The following is a 16,303-nucleotide window of genomic DNA, read 5'->3' on the forward strand; positions in this document are numbered from 1 at the left end:
GCTCTCCTTATTTAAGAACGCGTGCTGCATCGGCAGTACTGTCATCTTCATCACGATAAATGGCTTCTGCTTCATTGACTGTTGGTGTTTTGCTTGCCAAAGCTCGGCGTACTACAGTAATCGATGCAAATAACATCACGATCGCAACGATCATGAAGAAAGCGCACAATACGGCATTAATCTGATTCGACAATACAATACTTTGCATCTCTGCAAAACTTTTCGCTGGTTTTAAAATTTCACCTCGAGCAATCGCATCTGAGAAACGGTTAGCCTGAGCCAAGAAACCTATTTTTGGATTTTCATGGAAAATCTTTTGCCAACCTGCTGTCATTGAAGTAATAAATAAGAAAATCGTTGGGACAACAGTTACCCATACATACTTTTCTTTCTTCATTTTAAATAAGATCACTGTACCTAATATTAACGCCATCGCTGCTAATATCTGGTTTCCAATACCAAACAATGGCCACAAGCTATTAATCCCGCCCAGTGGATCAACTACGCCTTGGTAAACAAAATAACCCCATGCTGAAACCGCAACCAAAGTCCCCAGCATATTCCCAATAAATGAACTTGAATTTTTTACCGCAGGAATCACGATACCTACGGTATCTTGCACCATAAAACGGCATGCACGTGTACCAGCATCTACAGCAGTTAAAATAAATAGTGCTTCAAATAAAATCGCGAAGTGATACCAAAAAGCCATCATTGAACGATTATTAAAGATTTCACTAATAATATGTGCCATACCAATAGCGAAAGTCGGTGCGCCACCTGTACGAGATAGAATCGAGCTTTCACCGACTTCATTGGCCAGTACAGTTAGAGCCTCGGGTGTAATCACAAAGCCTAGATTTCTCACTGCTTCAGCAGCAGACTGCACATCTGTACCCAATACTGCTGCTGGCGCATTAATCGCAAAATATATGCCAGGTTCCAATACTGTTGCACAGATCATGGCCATAATTGCTACAAAAGACTCCATCAACATACCGCCATAGCCAATCATACGAATATTCACTTCGTTATCGACAAGTTTGGGTGTAGTTCCTGAAGAGACTAACGCATGGAAACCTGAAATTGCACCACAGGCAATGGTAATAAATAAGAAAGGAAATAAGCTTCCGGCAAAGACTGGACCAGTACCATCTATAAATGGTGTAACTGCTGGCATTTTTAACATTGGCATAGCAAATAATATTCCTACTGCTAAACCTGCAATAACTCCAATCTTTAAGAATGTAGAAAGATAATCACGCGGTGCCAACAATAACCATACAGGGAGCACTGAAGCGACAAAACCATAAATCACTAAGGCCCATGTCAATTGAGTTCCACTTAAATCAAAAACGGGCCCCCAATAAGGATGTTGAGCAACATCTCCACCATAAACAATTGCCAACATCATTAAAACAAAACCAATGATGGAGACTTCAGCAATTTTTCCTGGGCGTATATATCGCATATATACCCCCATAAAAATGGCAATAGGAATTGTCGCTGCAATACTGAAAACACCCCAAGGGCTATGTGTTAATGCTTTAACTACGACAAGTGCAAGTACAGCCAAAATAATGACCATCACCCCCAATGCACCAAGCATAACAATCACACCCGCAAAGGAACCCAGTTCCTGTTTGGCCATTTCTCCTAATGAACGGCCATCACGGCGTGTTGAAATAAATAACACCAAGAAATCTTGTACCGCACCAGCGACAACCACACCAATAAGTAACCATAGGGTTCCAGGTAGATAACCCATTTGCGCAGCGAGAATAGGACCAACTAAAGGCCCAGCACCCGCAATCGCAGCAAAATGATGCCCAAAGAGCACATGTTTATTGGTGGGTACGTAGTCTAAGCCATCAGCAAGTCGATGAGCTGGTGTAAGCCGTCTTGAATCTAGTCCAAAGACTTTATTTGCAATAAATAAACTATAAAAGCGATAAGCAATACTATAAACACAGACTGCTGCAAGTACTAACCAGACAGCATTTACGTGCTCACCACGACTGACTGCAAGTATGCCAAAAGATACTGCACCAATAATGGCAACCACAACCCACATCATCTTACTGAACAACGTCATTTTGTTTTGTATATTTTCCATTTATACCTCACATCTCTCCTAGGAGTGCAGCTTCATTGGATTTAATTCATTATTTAAAATTTTGAAATAGGGTAAATTCTATTTTAGTCCTATTAAAACCCTTTTTTAGCTTAAAATATATGCATAAAAAAATACTCACCAAAAAAAAGGGTGATATTTCATCACCCTTTTTTATTACTTCAAGAACTCAAGCATTATGCACGTTCTAAGTAATCACCAGTACGAGTATCTACACGTACACTTTCTTCTTGTTGAACAAAAAGAGGAACACGTACTACAGCACCCGTTTCAAGCTTAGCAGGTTTACCGCCACCGCCTGAAGTATCGCCACGTACGCCTGGATCTGTTTCAACAACTTTTAAAACAACGAAGTTAGGCGCGCTTACTGTTAAAGGTACACCATTAAATAACATAATGGTGCAAAGCTCATTCGAGTCGTCTTTTAACCATTTTGCAGCATCGCCCATTGCAACTTTGTCTGCACCAATTTGTTCAAAAGATACTGGATCCATGAAGTTCCAAAGTTCACCGTCGTTGTACAAGTAGTTCATTTCTACTTCTACGATGTCCGCACCCTCTAGTTGTTCACCAGATTTAAAAGTTTTTTCAAGTACTTTACCTGAACGAAGGTTACGTAATTTAACGCGGTTGAAGGCCTGACCTTTACCTGGTTTTACGTATTCGTTTTCCATGATTGAATATGGATTGCCATCAAGCATTACCTTTAAGCCTTGCTTAAAGTCATTTGTAGAATAATTGGCCATGAAAGGCACGCTCCAAACTTACTAAATAATTTGATAAATCTCGCGCATTGCATCACTGTCAAACTGCAGTCAAAGCAAGCAGCATGCGTATCAGTACACGGCTGACACTACAAGATATAGCGTATTCTAAATGAGCAGCGTATCATGAAGCAATGTTAAAATGACTAAGCCCTGAGTCTGTGGCTGATTTTTTCTTATTATTCTAGATATTTTTGAATGTAAATCTACCATCGAACCCTCATTTACACCAATATCGATTGCCCCCCCATTCAATAAAGTTTCCACAATCACCTCAATAACACCACAAGCCGATACTATTGATGCAGCAATTATTTGATGAATTGTCTATAATTCGAAGGATATTGAAACACCTTATAACTGTGGTATGACGACTTATTTACTTCAACAAAAAAATTGGCAATCTCAACTGAGTGATCTCATCACTGAGCCGGCTGAATTACTTGAGCAGCTCGCACTGCAACCCGATCAATTACTTTCTGGCGCCCTTTTGGCCAGTCAGCAGTTTAAGCTACGTGTACCCCGCGCTTTTGTAGAAAAAATGCAGTTAGCCAATCCTTTAGATCCTCTACTTCTACAAGTCCTCCCCCACCATTTAGAACTTGAAGAACACCCTGACTTTGTCACAGACCCACTTGGTGAAGAGGCTGCCAATCAATTGGCTGGCGTATTACATAAGTATAGTTCACGCTTTCTATTAACCTTAACAGGTGCATGTGCTGTACATTGTCGTTACTGTTTTCGTAGACATTTTCCTTATCAAGAAAATTTACCTAAAAATGAAGATTGGCCAAATATTCGCGACTATTTACTAGAACATCCAGCGATCAATGAAGTCATTTTAAGTGGTGGTGATCCACTTACACTCTCTGACAGAAAACTGTCTTTATGGTTGGATCGATTAGAGTCTCTAGAGCAAATTAATACCTTGCGTATTCACTCACGAGTACCTATTGTAATTCCTGAGCGAATTAACGATGAGTTTTTAGCCTTATTTAAAGGACGTAGATTTAAAGTGGTATTGGTTGTACATAGTAATCATGCTGCTGAACTTGATGATTTTACTTGCTCACAATTATTGCGTGTGGCTCAGCAAGGTATTTTCTTACTCAATCAAGCCGTATTACTCAAAGGTGTAAATGATAATGTGCAAAGCTTAGTGCAACTGAGCCAACGTCTGTTTAGTGCCAATGTGATGCCTTATTATCTACATGTACTCGATAAAGTTAAAGGTGCTCAACATTTTGATCTACCTGCTGCTACTGTAGATGTATTATATCAACAATTATTAGCCAGCTTACCCGGTTATCTAGTACCTAAACTCGTTCGGGAAATAGCAGGTGAACCAAATAAAACGCCACTTTATGGCTTAAAAAGTGATTAACCTATGAATTTTGGCATAAGCAATAAGCATTTTCAGAGCTTTCATATTCCTACTCCACTCACGCGTAAGGAGTTAAGTTTTTGTGAAAGTAATGTAGAGGCTTTTCGCTTATGGACAACCACATTATCCCCTCGTGCTTTAGGTGATCGTAGTGCAGCCATCTTTACAGCACTGCATGAATTATCCAGTCTCAACTGTAATGAAACTGAACGTTTCGACATGCTTCAAGAGCTACACCCTTTTATAGAGCATGTCTTAGCCAATATTGAAAAAAACTTTATTACAGCAAACTCACAGCATGCTGAACGTCAATATCAATTGGTTGATCTCGATATCCAAATGCGTTTGAGTTTGATTCAACTGTATATCGATATTGCTTTTCGATGTGATAAATCAAAACAATGTACTTGGCAATTTTGGCGCCATAATGAAAAACATAATCTAAAAGTCAATCGAATCTTATCTTGCTATTATGCAATGCAACATATTGGTTTTTTATTGGTACAACAACAAATCAATTATATCGATGTACTTCCCAATCAATGGCGTTATACCCATGAGATCTACCAATACGCTTTTAAAAACAATGAACACTTAATTAATGTCAATCGTATCCAAGGCAGTCGATATCCATTTAGTAATATTCAAGAATGTTATATTCAAGTTCTACTCCTAGATATTTGTTATACCTATCAGATTCGCCCAAATGAAATTCAAGCACTTTATGAATGTGGTACAGAATGGATTCACCTGATAGAACTCAGTCATCGTAGTCATCCAACTTCACGATATATGATTGACAGTCAGCAAGACTTACCCCCTATTTTTAATCATAAACAACAGCAGTTCTTTTTAGCAGACCATTATCTATCGACACATAATTTACTCGAACATATTAATAATACGATTCAAAATAATGCTAAAAATTTATCCGACAAGGAAAGTACATATCTAACTACATCATTAAAATTTCATATTCAAAATGTTTTGGGGACGACCAGTATTGAACGTCGTTATCAACGCTATCAACACTCAGCTCAACTTGAAATTAGTTTAGGTCTTGAGGTTGCACATTTTTTACTTAGTTATCCGAACTACCACACGGCAGATTTAGATGAGCATCAAGCACAGCCATTTATTTGCAACTTGTACCTCGTTTCTCATGATCCCAATCTAGATATTCAATTTCCAGATCATCCACAGCTCACCAAAGAATTAAAGCAAATTTATACCGCTCAAGTACTTGATATGAGCTCGCATGGGTATCGTATCCAATGGGATTCTGCCTTACCTCAAAACTTACAAAGTAGTGAGTTAATTATTTTACGTGAAAAAAATGATATCAACTGGAAGGTTGGTGTTATTCGTTGGATGAAAAAGTCTTATCAAAATCATTTTGCTATTGGTTTAGAGGTTTTATCAGATCACGTCTTTCCATGTAATGTACATCTATCAAAACAAAATTCTGAACATGAGCCTATCGCTGGCCTACTCTTTGCGCATACTTATACTGGTAGAATTCAGCTCTCCATTGTGTTGCCCAACATCAATGCATTAAATAAGATAGATTCTTTCCATCTAGAATTACATGATTTTAAAATACAATTACTGCGTAAGAAAACCTTAATGGTCACACAAAGTTTTATTCAGTTTGAAATCCAGACGCAAAATATTCGCCAGCTTCCAACTTTACGTGAATTACTGGACCGCCTCATGGCTCAACTGTAAGCAAAGCTTAAAAATAAAACAAAAAAAACGGGCAAATGCCCGTTTTTTCTTTAGCTGTGCGAATTAACCACGTTTGATTGAACGTGACATACCCGCAAAACGTTGTTTGAACTTGTCGATACGGCCGCCAGTGTCCACATTCTTTTGTTTACCAGTATAGAATGGGTGGCAAGCTGAACATACGTCAAGGTAAATTGTTTCTTTACCAAGTGCAGAACGAGTTTCGATTACGTTACCGCAAGAACATGTAGCAACAAGGTTTTCGTATTTTGGGTGAATATCAGCGCGCATGTCCGATTACTCCTAATGAAGAAAGGTTTTGCTGTCATCGCAATTGATCACTCTCGTAAACGAGGAAATGGTTTGTAAAACAAACAGATCAACACCACAACAGACCATTTCTTTTGGCCCACCGAGACACTTTAGTCAGGGCTAAGCACAACAAGTGCGGCAATTATACGCCAAAGATACCGCACTTGCGAGTGTTTTTAACTGACTGCATTGAATTCAATCAGCTGACTTTACTGCTGTTCTTGCTGTTTTGACCAATGATTTGCAAGAACACCACAAACCATGAGCTGGATTTGATGAAAGATCATAATTGGCAATACAATCATGCCCAATGGCTGACCTGCAAATAAAATCTGAGCCATCGGTACGCCACTGGCTAAAGTCTTTTTCGAACCACAGAAGAATACTGCGATCTGATCTTCACGATTAAAACCACACCATTTCGGAATGTACAAAGACAACAACATAATTGCAGTTAATAAAACCGAACAGATCAGCGTTAAATATAATAACGTCAAACCACTCACTTGATGCCATAAACCAGCAACAACTGCACTGCTAAATGCACCATAGACCACCAACAAAATTGTTCCCTGATCAAATGCTTTGACTATACCAGGTACTTTTTGCATCAATGGGAACATATAAGGACGTAATAGCTGTCCCATAATAAATGGCACCAGTAATAACAAGCCGATTTCAATAATCGATGAAGTCGGATCATAATCATGTTGTGACTGTCCAAAAATAAACAGACTCACCAGTACTGGAGTGATAAACATCCCTACAAGGTTTGAAAATGATGCACTACAAACTGCTGCTGCAACATTTCCCTTTGCAACTGAGGTAAATGCAATTGAGGACTGTACTGTAGAAGGCAAGAAGCACATAAACAGAAAACCCCAATACAATTGCTCACCCAGTAAAGGCTCAACAATGGGTTTACTCAACAATCCCAATATTGGAAATACTGCAAAAGTAATCGCGAAAACGACCCCATGTAATTTCCAATGTAACACGCCTTCAATAATCGCTTCACGAGATAGTTTTGCCCCATGAAGGAAAAATAAAATGGCAATTGCAATATTCGTCACACTAGAAAAAATACTGGCTGCCTGTCCATGTACGGGGATGAATGTTGCAAGGATGACCATTACAAATAATGAAATTGTAAAACGGTCAAGTGCAAGTAATTTTAACATCCGAATTTCCTCACTTCCTGTATCTGCGGCACTGCGTTAATTGTGTTTTTTCTACTAAAAAGCTCAGTAAATTTGACCTGTTATAAAGATCAACTTTACTGAGCTTAATTAAGCTTTGATCATAATGCTATGTTTCTAAATAAATATTCGCTATTTATTTACTACACCTAGTTATTACGAGCATTATCATCTTGTTGAATTAACTCAATTTTATAGCCATCTGGGTCTTCAACAAAAGCGATTACCGTAACACCACCTTTCATCGGCCCTGCTTCACGAACCACTTTACCGCCTAGGGTTTTAATTTGTTCACACGCGGCATAGGCATCTGCCACACCCAAAGCGATATGACCATAGGCATTGCCTAAGTCATAGCTGCTGGTATCCCAGTTATGGGTTAACTCCAGTACGGTATGATTTTCTTCATCACCATAACCGACAAAAGCCAAAGTAAAGCGACCTTCAGGATAGTCGCGTTTGCGTAGTAAAGTCATACCTAAAACTTCAGTATAGAACTTGATTGACTGTTCTAAATTGCCTACACGTAACATGGTATGTAACATACGCATGGTCATATCCTCCAAAACAAATTTAACTCATTGTGTTTATTCGCGATTAGCCAACAAACGTGCAACCCAAGTGACCAGAAACAAAATCGGAATACCCATTAAGAAGGTAATAAAGAAGAATTTTGAATAGCCAAAATTGGTCACGATCGTACCAGAATAACCTGCAATAGTTTTCGGTAATAACAGCATCAAAGAACTAAACAATGCATATTGCATTGCAGTAAATGAAACACTCGTTAAGCTCGATAGAAATGCAATAAATACCGCACCAGCTAATCCAGATGCCATATTATCAAAGATAATACCCATCACGAGCCAAACTTTACTATAAGGCACGACCACCTTACCTTTTAAGCTGACATCGCCTTGCTCGTTATAATTCACTGCAGTAACGTCTGCCATGGTTAAACGATATTTGGGTTGTATCTGTTTCAAATCAGTCACATAAGACTGACTGCGCTGTAAAACATGCTGTTGATTAGCCACTTTATAGCTTGCTTCAATATCTAAATGGTTTTGTTTAGCAAGCTGGCTACCAGCAATCACTGCACTCCAACTATTATCTTCAAGTTTTGCAACGATAGGGGCTGCATTACTTAACTTAATTTTAACTTCAGTTGCAGTTGCTTCAGCAGGAATATTGGCCAAACTACCATGCACGATAACATCTTTTTTCAGCTGATCTTGGTAGAGATGATTATTGCCACCAATCGCTTGTACGTATAACTGAGCAGGGTCTGTACTTTGAAAACGATTTACTGGAACGTTTAATATTAGATCTTGTGCATATTTTTCAGGTTGACTACTCACGCGAATTTGTTCAGCTTGGGCAAAAACTTTTTTCGGTACATCTAAAGTCCAGTTACCAACTTCATCAGGACGAACTGTGTACTGCTGCGCTCCAACATTGACCTGTACATCATTCATGCTTGCGCCTGACTTGACTAAGCCAACGAATATTAAGTTGGTACTACTGGCCAAGACCGCACCCAAGAGCATCATTTTCATGATGTTATAGCGCTGTGATAAGACACCACCAATAAAACCACCTAAAATGACAAACAGCACAGCAAATAGTTTGTTAAACCAAGCAATTTCTTCTTTATCGAAATTCAGATCCAAGTAAAACAAATTGGCCATTACACCAGCGACAATATCTGAAATTCGATAAAAACCAATAAGTAGTAAAATCGCCAGCGCAACTTTCAAACCATAACGCTTGAAAAAGTCAGCCAAGGGTGCAACCCAAGTATCGACGATAATATCTCGGTTAAAAATCTTAAGTTTGATCAACAGCAAAACTGCGAAAATCGCCGCTGCTGCACTACTGATAAAACGCAAAGCTTCTAATAGGAAGCTTAAAATCGCATCACTGACTTGTAATAAATTAAACAGTGGGCCTAATTGAATGAATGCCGCAACAAATACTGCGGTAGATACAACAAAGACGACAAAGAGCTGTAAGTAATCACGCGTCTGATAATTGTTTTTAGGACGCTCAACCTGCGGCTCATGAATTAATAATGTTGTGACCACACCAACTAGCATCAAACATGCCATCAGTAAATATGTTGCTTTCCATGCCTCATAAATATAGTTCCCCATTGCTGTACCTAGCGAGGCAGCAAAGAGTAACCCTCCAAGTTGGGTAATAATCGTTGCTGAACGATAACCCGCATTATAGGTAGAGGCTAAAACTGTTTGTAGGTTAGCATCTTGGGTAAGTTCAATACGATAAGCATCAACAATGATATCTTGAGTTGCAGATGAAAAACCTAAAAATACTGCGGCCATCGCCATTAAGGTCAAATTGGAAATTGACCACAGATTATGCAAATGTGGTAAAGGGTTAATAAAGGCCATAGAACAAATGGCAGTAATCACTAAAATCTGTGATAGCAACAACCAACTACGACGTCGACCCATTTTTTTGGTCAACCAAGGAAGTGGTAATTTATCAATCAATGGCGCCCAGATAAATTTAAACGCATAAGCCAAAGCTGCCCACGAAAACATCGTAATCGTGCTGCGCGCAATCCCTGCCTCACTTAACCAAAAAGACAAAGTCGCAAATATTAAAAAAATAGGGATACCAGAAGAGAACCCTAAAAATAACATGATTAGGGCACGCCGATCGAAAAATGCGCTAATCGCAGATTTGAATCCAGAAGTTTGCGTATTCATCGCGTTGTTATTTTCTATATAATTTAAACAGTGCTATTCAACCGTTTAATGCGCTTGGTTTCAATGTTTTTATGCGTCGATTCAGCTTATTGATACACAAATCATGATATTTATTCCCTTATACTTGTATTTCTAGACTAAATCTGTATACCCTTGAGTTTTCCACATTTACATAGTTTTGGATTTCCGCAGTGGCCCAAAGACACGATCAAATTAGCAGTAATACTTGTACAATCGCGCAACCGACTACAATAACGACAGAAACTATTGAACAAAAAATTCCATCTGTATTTGAACAAGTATCAATTCAGGCAACACTGACGCAAACCCGACTGCAAGCAGCTCAGTTGGCACACACCCCTGATCTAAAATCTATCCCCAGTTCAACGCGCAGTCTAAAGCCTTTAAATAACTTTTTAGGTCAAGATCGTGCACGCGCTTCGGTAGAGGCTGGTATTGCCTTACCCTACTCTGGCTATAACATTTTTGCGGTTGGTACTGCAGGTCTAGGTAAACGTACCATGATCAAGCGCTTACTTCAGCAACATGCCAAAAGTATGCCGACGCCAAATGATTGGGTTTATGTCAATAACTTTAAAACCACACGTCAACCAATTGCACTTCGTTTTGATGCGGGTATGGGCGGTAAATTTGCCAGTATCCTTCACCAAAATTGGCAAAACATTATTAAACAATTAGAACGTCGTTTTAGCGCTGAAAACTATCACAATCGCCTAGAACGTATTCGTCTAATGACCAGTAATGAACAACAACAGGCTTTAGTTGAACTCACCAAAGAAGGTGAAGAGTTAGATCTTAAACTGATTAATCGCCACGATGATCATTGTTTTGTGCCGACCCACATCATTGATGATCAGTTACAAGAGATGACCCAAGAAGAAATCAATGCACTCGACACTAAGGAACGTGCAGAGATCGCAACTAAAATCCGTTATATGGATAAAAAGTTGCAACGCTTAAGTATCCATTTAGGTGATATTGAAGAAGATGCTCGTGACCAAGTCTCTGAATTAAATAGAGACATTGCAAAACAAGTGATCATGCCTAAAATCGAATCATTACTCAACAAGTTCGAAAATGTGAAAGGACTAGAGCAATACCTCAAAGCCTACGCAAGCGATATGATCGACAATGTGGAAATGATTCTTGAACAAGAAGAAGTTGAATTTTCACCTACAGCATTTAACCGTGTTCCCTCACGTTATCAAGCCAACGTCGTGGTCAGCCATAAAGCTCAAAGTGGTGCACCAGTTATTTTTGAAGACTTCCCAACACATTACAACTTGCTTGGTCATGTTGAACAGCTAACTCAAAATGGTACGATTACTACTGATTTCACTTTAATTCGTCCCGGCTCACTTCACCGTGCCAATGGTGGTTTCCTCATTTTAGAGGCCGAACAACTCCTTGAACAACCTTATGCATGGCAAGGTCTAAAACGTGCACTAAAATCAGGACAACTGAAGCTCTCCTCACTTGAGCATATGTTGACGCTGACCGGAAGTATTTCTATTGAGCCTGCCGCTATTGCACTGGACTTAAAAGTTGTATTGTTGGCTGAGCCTGATATTTATTATGAAATTTTAGAGGTAGAACCAGAACTTGGCAGTGTCTTTAAAATTCGTGCTGACTTTACCGATACCTTGCAACGTAATCATGACAATGAACAAGCATATATGCAGTTAATTGCCGATTATGTACAACAAGATAAGTTGCTTCCATTTGATCGTTCTGCACTTGCGGCACTACTCACCGACTCAAGTCGTCAGGCCGAAGATCAAAGTTCTTTGTCTTTACACGCTCTGACTTTAGGTGATTTGATCCGTGAATCGCATTATCATGCAGCACAGAAAAATGAAAAATTTGTCTCTGCAGAACATATCAATACTGCTCTTAAACATCGCCAATATCGATTAGGCTATTTACGTGAACTGTACTGGCAAGATCTCTCACGCGGCACTCAGTTGATCGAAACACGTGGTCATCGCCTTGGACAAATCAATGCCCTCTCTGTAATTCACTATGCAGATGTTGAGTTTGGCCTTCCTTCACGGTTAACTGCCTCTGTTTATCAAGGTGGCGGTGATATCTTAGATATCGAACGTAGTGTAGAGCTTGGTGGCTCTCTTCATGCTAAAGGCGTGCTATTAATGTCTAGCTTCTTAAAAGCACATTTTGGCCGTGAACAAATATTACACTTCTCTGCTGCGCTAGCATTTGAACAAAGCTATGGTCAGGTAGATGGTGACAGTGCGACAGTTGCTGAATTATCTGCACTTATTTCAGCAATCAGCCAACTCCCTATTGATCAGTCTTGGGCGATTACAGGCTCAATGAACCAATTAGGACAAGTACAGCCGATTGGTGGTGTAAACGCTAAAATTGAAGGCTTCTTTGATGCTTGTAAATTACAAGGCTTAACTCAAAAACAAGGGGTGATCATTCCACGTCAAAACATGCAACACCTGATGTTACGTCATGACGTGGTTGAAGCCGTTGAACAAGGTCAGTTCCATATCCATGCGATTGATACGATTGATCAAGCTCTGGAAATCTTAATGGCAAGACCTGTAGGTCGCCTCAATAAAAAAGGCCGATATTGTAAAGGCTCGATTTATGCTGCTGTTATGGAACAATTAGAGTATTGGCAAGCGATCGAAGACGGTGAAATCTTAGAGGAAGAAAAACCGAAAAAGAAAGCCAAGAAAAAAGCCAAAAAGAAAGCAGAGGCGAAAGACAAAACCGAAGCAAAAGAAAAAGCTGCTGCGAAAGTCAAAAAAGTTGAATCAGCTTCAACTGACTCAACCACAGAAGAAGCTACAGATAGCCCCGTGCAAGCTGTAGAAAAAAGTCAAAAATCTCATACTAAGTTAAAATGCCGTCTGAGAAAATCAAACTAAGTACCGTTTAAACTCAAGCCCCCTACTGCCGAGTGCAATCAGGGGGCTTTTTATCATAGAACGTGACTATGCTTTAGAGCGCTTAAATCTCTTCAATACGCGCAACATAATCTTCTTTTTCAATCGCAGCAATCAAAGGCAATAAATCCGTCGCGATCTTCAGTTCAATATCTATACTCACTGCACTATTTTTAGCACGACTGGTCGCCGCAAAACGTTCATGTCGCAGCTCATAAATATTGCCCCCCTGCTCTGCAATAATCGCAGTTAAACGTGCTAATGCACCAGGATGGTCAGATAAATCAACCCGAATCCGCACCATCCGACCAACTCGAGTTAAATGACGTTGTAAAACAGAGATCATTACACGCGTATCGATATTGCCTCCAGACAATACGATCCCAACATTTTTAGCCGCAAATCGTTTAGGATCAGACATCACTGCGGCCATTGCTGTCGCTCCTGCACCTTCACAAACAGTCTTCTCAATGTTTAATAACATTGCGATAGCCTCTTCGATCATATCTTCATTGACAACAATAATATCATCGACATATCGCTTCACCACCTGACGAGTCAGTTGTCCTGGATGACTAACGGCAATCCCTTCAGCAACAGTTGACCCCATTGAATTTGGATAATCTTGTTGATAAAACAACTTTGCCATGTCCGGATAGACCGCAGACTGTACGCCGATCACCTGAATCGATGGTTTAATCGTTTTAGCCGCAATCGCCATACCTGAAATTAAACCACCGCCACCAATAGGAACTAACAACACATCTAAGTCTGGTACAGCTTTTAACATCTCTACAGCCACACTGCCTTGCCCAGCAATCACATCTGCATCATCAAAAGGATGAATAATGGTTAAATTGCGTGTGATAGATAAAGCCTGCATTTGCGCCGCAGCAGCTGCAAAGTCTTTACCATAAAGCACAACCTCAGCACCATATTCTTTTACTCGGCTAATTTTCACTACAGGTGTATTTTCTGGCATGACAATCGTTGCGGCGATACCTAAACGCTGTGCATGATAAGCGACGCCTTGCGCGTGATTCCCTGCTGAAGCGGCAATCACACCAGTTTGTTTTTCTTGATCATTCAAATTCAATAGCTTATTTAAGGCACCACGCTCTTTAAATGATGCAGTAAATTGTAAATTTTCAAACTTCAACCAAATTTTGGCTGAAAACTTACGTGAAATGGTTTCAGAACATAAGCAAGGGGTTTCTATGACTAAACCTTGTATACGCTCTACTGCTGCCTGAATATCATTAAATTGAGGTAATACTGCAGGAACTATAGGCTGTGACATTTTAATTTATTCCTATTCTGCGTATGAGTGACTGCGTTATACAGTCATAAAAAACTATTTTAAGTTTTATAGTGTGCATGATTTTTTTATTAGACTGCATTATTTTTTCATCAGCATGAATTAAATGTTTATATTTCCCGCAATTTTAAACCCTAAATAAAATCAGCACAAAAAAAGAGACCATCTATACTGATCGTCTCTCTTGTTCTACATGCAACCTATATGCATGTGTTACACATGCAACCTATATGCATGTGTTACACATGCATGAGCTTATAGGATTAAGCTTCAGGTACAGCGCTATATTGCTCAACTAAAGTTTTTAGCTCACCATTTTGGAACATTTCTAGCATAATATCGCTACCACCGATCAATTCACCATTGATCCAAAGTTGTGGGAATGTTGGCCAGTTGGCAATTTGTGGCAAAGTCGCGCGAATATCTTGGTTTTCTAAAATATTCACATAAGCAAAAGGACGTCCAATTTGACTTAATGCTTCTACAGCGCGTGCTGAAAATCCACATTGTGGAAATTGTGGCGTGCCTTTCATATAAAGCAATACTGCATGCTTAGCAATTTGATCGCGGATTAACGCTTCTGTATCTCGTGCTTGTTCAGTCATTGATAAATCCTCAACTATTCTCTGCCGCATTATACCCAAAACAGAGCAAAACAGTATCCTTAATCAAGCTTTTCAATCGAATTAATTGTAGTGCAAGCAATAGCTGCACATTGTAATCTTTGTTAATTTAACAGTTATTTTAAAAAATGTGATCCAACCAACTAAAAGAAGCCGCATGATGCGACTTCTTTAGAAAATCTTGGGCTTTTTAAGAGGCTTCTTGGTAAACACGTCCACCTGGAAGCTGGCTAAAATATTGCTTCAACGCTTCAAGACAACGTTGAGTTTTCATCGGTTGTAATTCTCTTTTTAAGGTCGTTGCAGTCAATAAAAAAGTTGGCAATTTCCAAGCTGGTAATACCTCTACCAAAGAACCGTTGATTAAATCTTTTTGTACATCTAAATATAGTAATCGAGCAATACCGTGGCCTTTTTGGCATAACGACTTGGCAACAAAAACATTATTTGTTTCTAAGCGATGTTTCATATCAAGCGTAATCGCTTCTTTAGTTACACCGTGTTCAAATGACAAGTGCGGATAATCTTTCATGCTGTTAATCGGAATTAACTCATGATTCAAAAGATCTTCAGGTCGTGAAATAGGCATTGATTGATTTAGATAACTTGGTGAAGCCACTAAAACCTGATCTACACGAGCCAGTACCGTTGGAGCTAAAATACTTGATTCCTCAAGTTTAGCTTGCATTCGAATCGCAATATCGATCTTTTCTTGAACGATATCAACACATTTATTGTCTGTTTCAAAAAAAACATTCAAACCACGATGCGCTGATATCCAATGCGATAAAGCAGGTACAACATGAGTTGCACCAAGTTCTGGTGTGGTTGAAATACGCAAATCACCGACTAAATCATCTCGCAATTCATTAATACGGATTTTTCCACGTTCTGCTGCGGCGAGCATTTCCTGACAGCTATGAAAAAAAGCCTGTCCGACTTCAGTCAAGCTGAGTCTGCGGGTAGAACGATGAAGAAGTGTAACTTCCATCTCATTCTCTAAAGAACGCACCTGCTGACTAACAGCACTTGTCGTGATTCCGAGTTCACGGGCAGCCCCACTGAAAGAACTCTTTTCAACTACACAAGCGAAAACACCCATTGCCCGAAGTTGATCTAACATAAATTTCCCTCTAAAACCATGAAATGGTTAACACATTCACAGAA

12 protein-coding genes are annotated in these 16,303 nt (G+C 39.4%); 3 read left to right on the forward strand and 9 right to left on the reverse strand.

Going from position 1 to position 16,303, the window contains the following annotated elements; all coding sequences use genetic code 11:
• Nucleotides 1–7: 7 nt before the first annotated feature.
• Together Aru01_RS08090 and efp are read right to left on the reverse strand one after the other, a co-directional pair.
• Nucleotides 8–2,116, reverse strand: coding sequence for a carbon starvation CstA family protein (locus Aru01_RS08090; protein ID WP_016655584.1), 2,109 nt, complete (start codon nucleotides 2,114–2,116; stop codon nucleotides 8–10).
• 194 nt (nucleotides 2,117–2,310) lie between these two features.
• Nucleotides 2,311–2,880, reverse strand: a complete 570-nt coding sequence (gene efp / locus Aru01_RS08095; protein WP_016655583.1) for an elongation factor P — start codon at nucleotides 2,878–2,880, stop codon at nucleotides 2,311–2,313.
• Between the two features lie 385 nt (nucleotides 2,881–3,265).
• Here efp and epmB point away from each other — a divergent pair, with 385 nt between their 5' ends.
• Nucleotides 3,266–4,282, forward strand: coding sequence for an EF-P beta-lysylation protein EpmB (gene epmB / locus Aru01_RS08100; RefSeq protein WP_016655582.1), 1,017 nt, complete (start codon nucleotides 3,266–3,268; stop codon nucleotides 4,280–4,282).
• A 3-nt stretch (nucleotides 4,283–4,285) separates the two neighbouring features.
• Entirely contained in the window at nucleotides 4,286–6,010 is a 1,725-nt protein-coding gene (locus Aru01_RS08105) for a cyclic-di-GMP receptor FimW-related protein (RefSeq protein WP_016655581.1), read from the forward strand.
• Nucleotides 6,011–6,073: 63 nt separating this feature from the next.
• Here Aru01_RS08105 and rpmE read toward each other — a convergent pair whose 3' ends face one another.
• From rpmE to Aru01_RS08125, 4 genes are all read right to left on the reverse strand, one after another.
• A complete protein-coding gene (rpmE, locus tag Aru01_RS08110) occupies nucleotides 6,074–6,301 on the reverse strand; it encodes a 50S ribosomal protein L31 (protein WP_016655580.1) in 228 nt (75 codons plus the stop codon).
• Nucleotides 6,302–6,531: 230 nt separating this feature from the next.
• Nucleotides 6,532–7,509: a bile acid:sodium symporter family protein gene (locus tag Aru01_RS08115; RefSeq protein WP_162183606.1), complete on the reverse strand. Its 978-nt coding sequence runs from the start codon at nucleotides 7,507–7,509 to the stop codon at nucleotides 6,532–6,534.
• A gap of 161 nt (nucleotides 7,510–7,670) precedes the next feature.
• On the reverse strand, nucleotides 7,671–8,072 hold the full coding sequence (gene gloA / locus Aru01_RS08120) for a lactoylglutathione lyase (protein WP_016655578.1): 402 nt from the start codon (nucleotides 8,070–8,072) through the stop codon (nucleotides 7,671–7,673).
• A gap of 36 nt (nucleotides 8,073–8,108) precedes the next feature.
• Entirely contained in the window at nucleotides 8,109–10,256 is a 2,148-nt protein-coding gene (locus Aru01_RS08125; RefSeq protein ID WP_016655577.1) for an AmpG family muropeptide MFS transporter, read from the reverse strand.
• A 191-nt stretch (nucleotides 10,257–10,447) separates the two neighbouring features.
• On the opposite strand from Aru01_RS08125, the gene Aru01_RS08130 reads away from it, so the two are divergent.
• The gene (locus tag Aru01_RS08130) at nucleotides 10,448–13,177 is read left to right on the forward strand and encodes an ATP-binding protein (RefSeq protein WP_016655576.1); all 2,730 of its coding nucleotides are present in this window, start codon (nucleotides 10,448–10,450) and stop codon (nucleotides 13,175–13,177) included.
• A gap of 82 nt (nucleotides 13,178–13,259) precedes the next feature.
• Here the strand turns inward: Aru01_RS08130 and Aru01_RS08135 are convergent, their stop codons facing one another.
• The 3 genes from Aru01_RS08135 to Aru01_RS08145 form a co-directional block, all read right to left on the reverse strand.
• Nucleotides 13,260–14,495, reverse strand: a complete 1,236-nt coding sequence (locus Aru01_RS08135; RefSeq protein WP_016655575.1) for a threonine ammonia-lyase — start codon at nucleotides 14,493–14,495, stop codon at nucleotides 13,260–13,262.
• Nucleotides 14,496–14,776: 281 nt separating this feature from the next.
• Nucleotides 14,777–15,118, reverse strand: coding sequence for a Grx4 family monothiol glutaredoxin (grxD, locus tag Aru01_RS08140; RefSeq protein ID WP_016655574.1), 342 nt, complete (start codon nucleotides 15,116–15,118; stop codon nucleotides 14,777–14,779).
• 208 nt (nucleotides 15,119–15,326) lie between these two features.
• Entirely contained in the window at nucleotides 15,327–16,259 is a 933-nt protein-coding gene (locus tag Aru01_RS08145) for a LysR family transcriptional regulator (RefSeq protein WP_016655573.1), read from the reverse strand.
• Between the last annotated feature and the right edge of the window lie 44 nt (nucleotides 16,260–16,303).

The sequence above is a fragment of the Acinetobacter rudis genome (assembly GCF_000829675.1).
GTDB classification, from domain to species: domain Bacteria; phylum Pseudomonadota; class Gammaproteobacteria; order Pseudomonadales; family Moraxellaceae; genus Acinetobacter; species Acinetobacter rudis.

Bases quoted from the DNA above. Each gene is read 5' to 3' on its own strand.
- Aru01_RS08090 (WP_016655584.1), bottom strand. From the start codon at position 2,116: ATGGAAAATATACAAAACAAAATGACGTTGTTCAGTAAGATGATGTGG.
- efp (WP_016655583.1), bottom strand. From the start codon at position 2,880: ATGGCCAATTATTCTACAAATGACTTTAAGCAAGGCTTAAAGGTAATG.
- epmB (WP_016655582.1), top strand. From the start codon at position 3,266: ATGACGACTTATTTACTTCAACAAAAAAATTGGCAATCTCAACTGAGT.
- Aru01_RS08105 (WP_016655581.1), top strand. From the start codon at position 4,286: ATGAATTTTGGCATAAGCAATAAGCATTTTCAGAGCTTTCATATTCCT.
- rpmE (WP_016655580.1), bottom strand. From the start codon at position 6,301: ATGCGCGCTGATATTCACCCAAAATACGAAAACCTTGTTGCTACATGT.
- gloA (WP_016655578.1), bottom strand. From the start codon at position 8,072: ATGCGTATGTTACATACCATGTTACGTGTAGGCAATTTAGAACAGTCA.
- Aru01_RS08125 (WP_016655577.1), bottom strand. From the start codon at position 10,256: ATGAATACGCAAACTTCTGGATTCAAATCTGCGATTAGCGCATTTTTC.
- Aru01_RS08135 (WP_016655575.1), bottom strand. From the start codon at position 14,495: ATGTCACAGCCTATAGTTCCTGCAGTATTACCTCAATTTAATGATATT.
- grxD (WP_016655574.1), bottom strand. From the start codon at position 15,118: ATGACTGAACAAGCACGAGATACAGAAGCGTTAATCCGCGATCAAATT.
- Aru01_RS08145 (WP_016655573.1), bottom strand. From the start codon at position 16,259: ATGTTAGATCAACTTCGGGCAATGGGTGTTTTCGCTTGTGTAGTTGAA.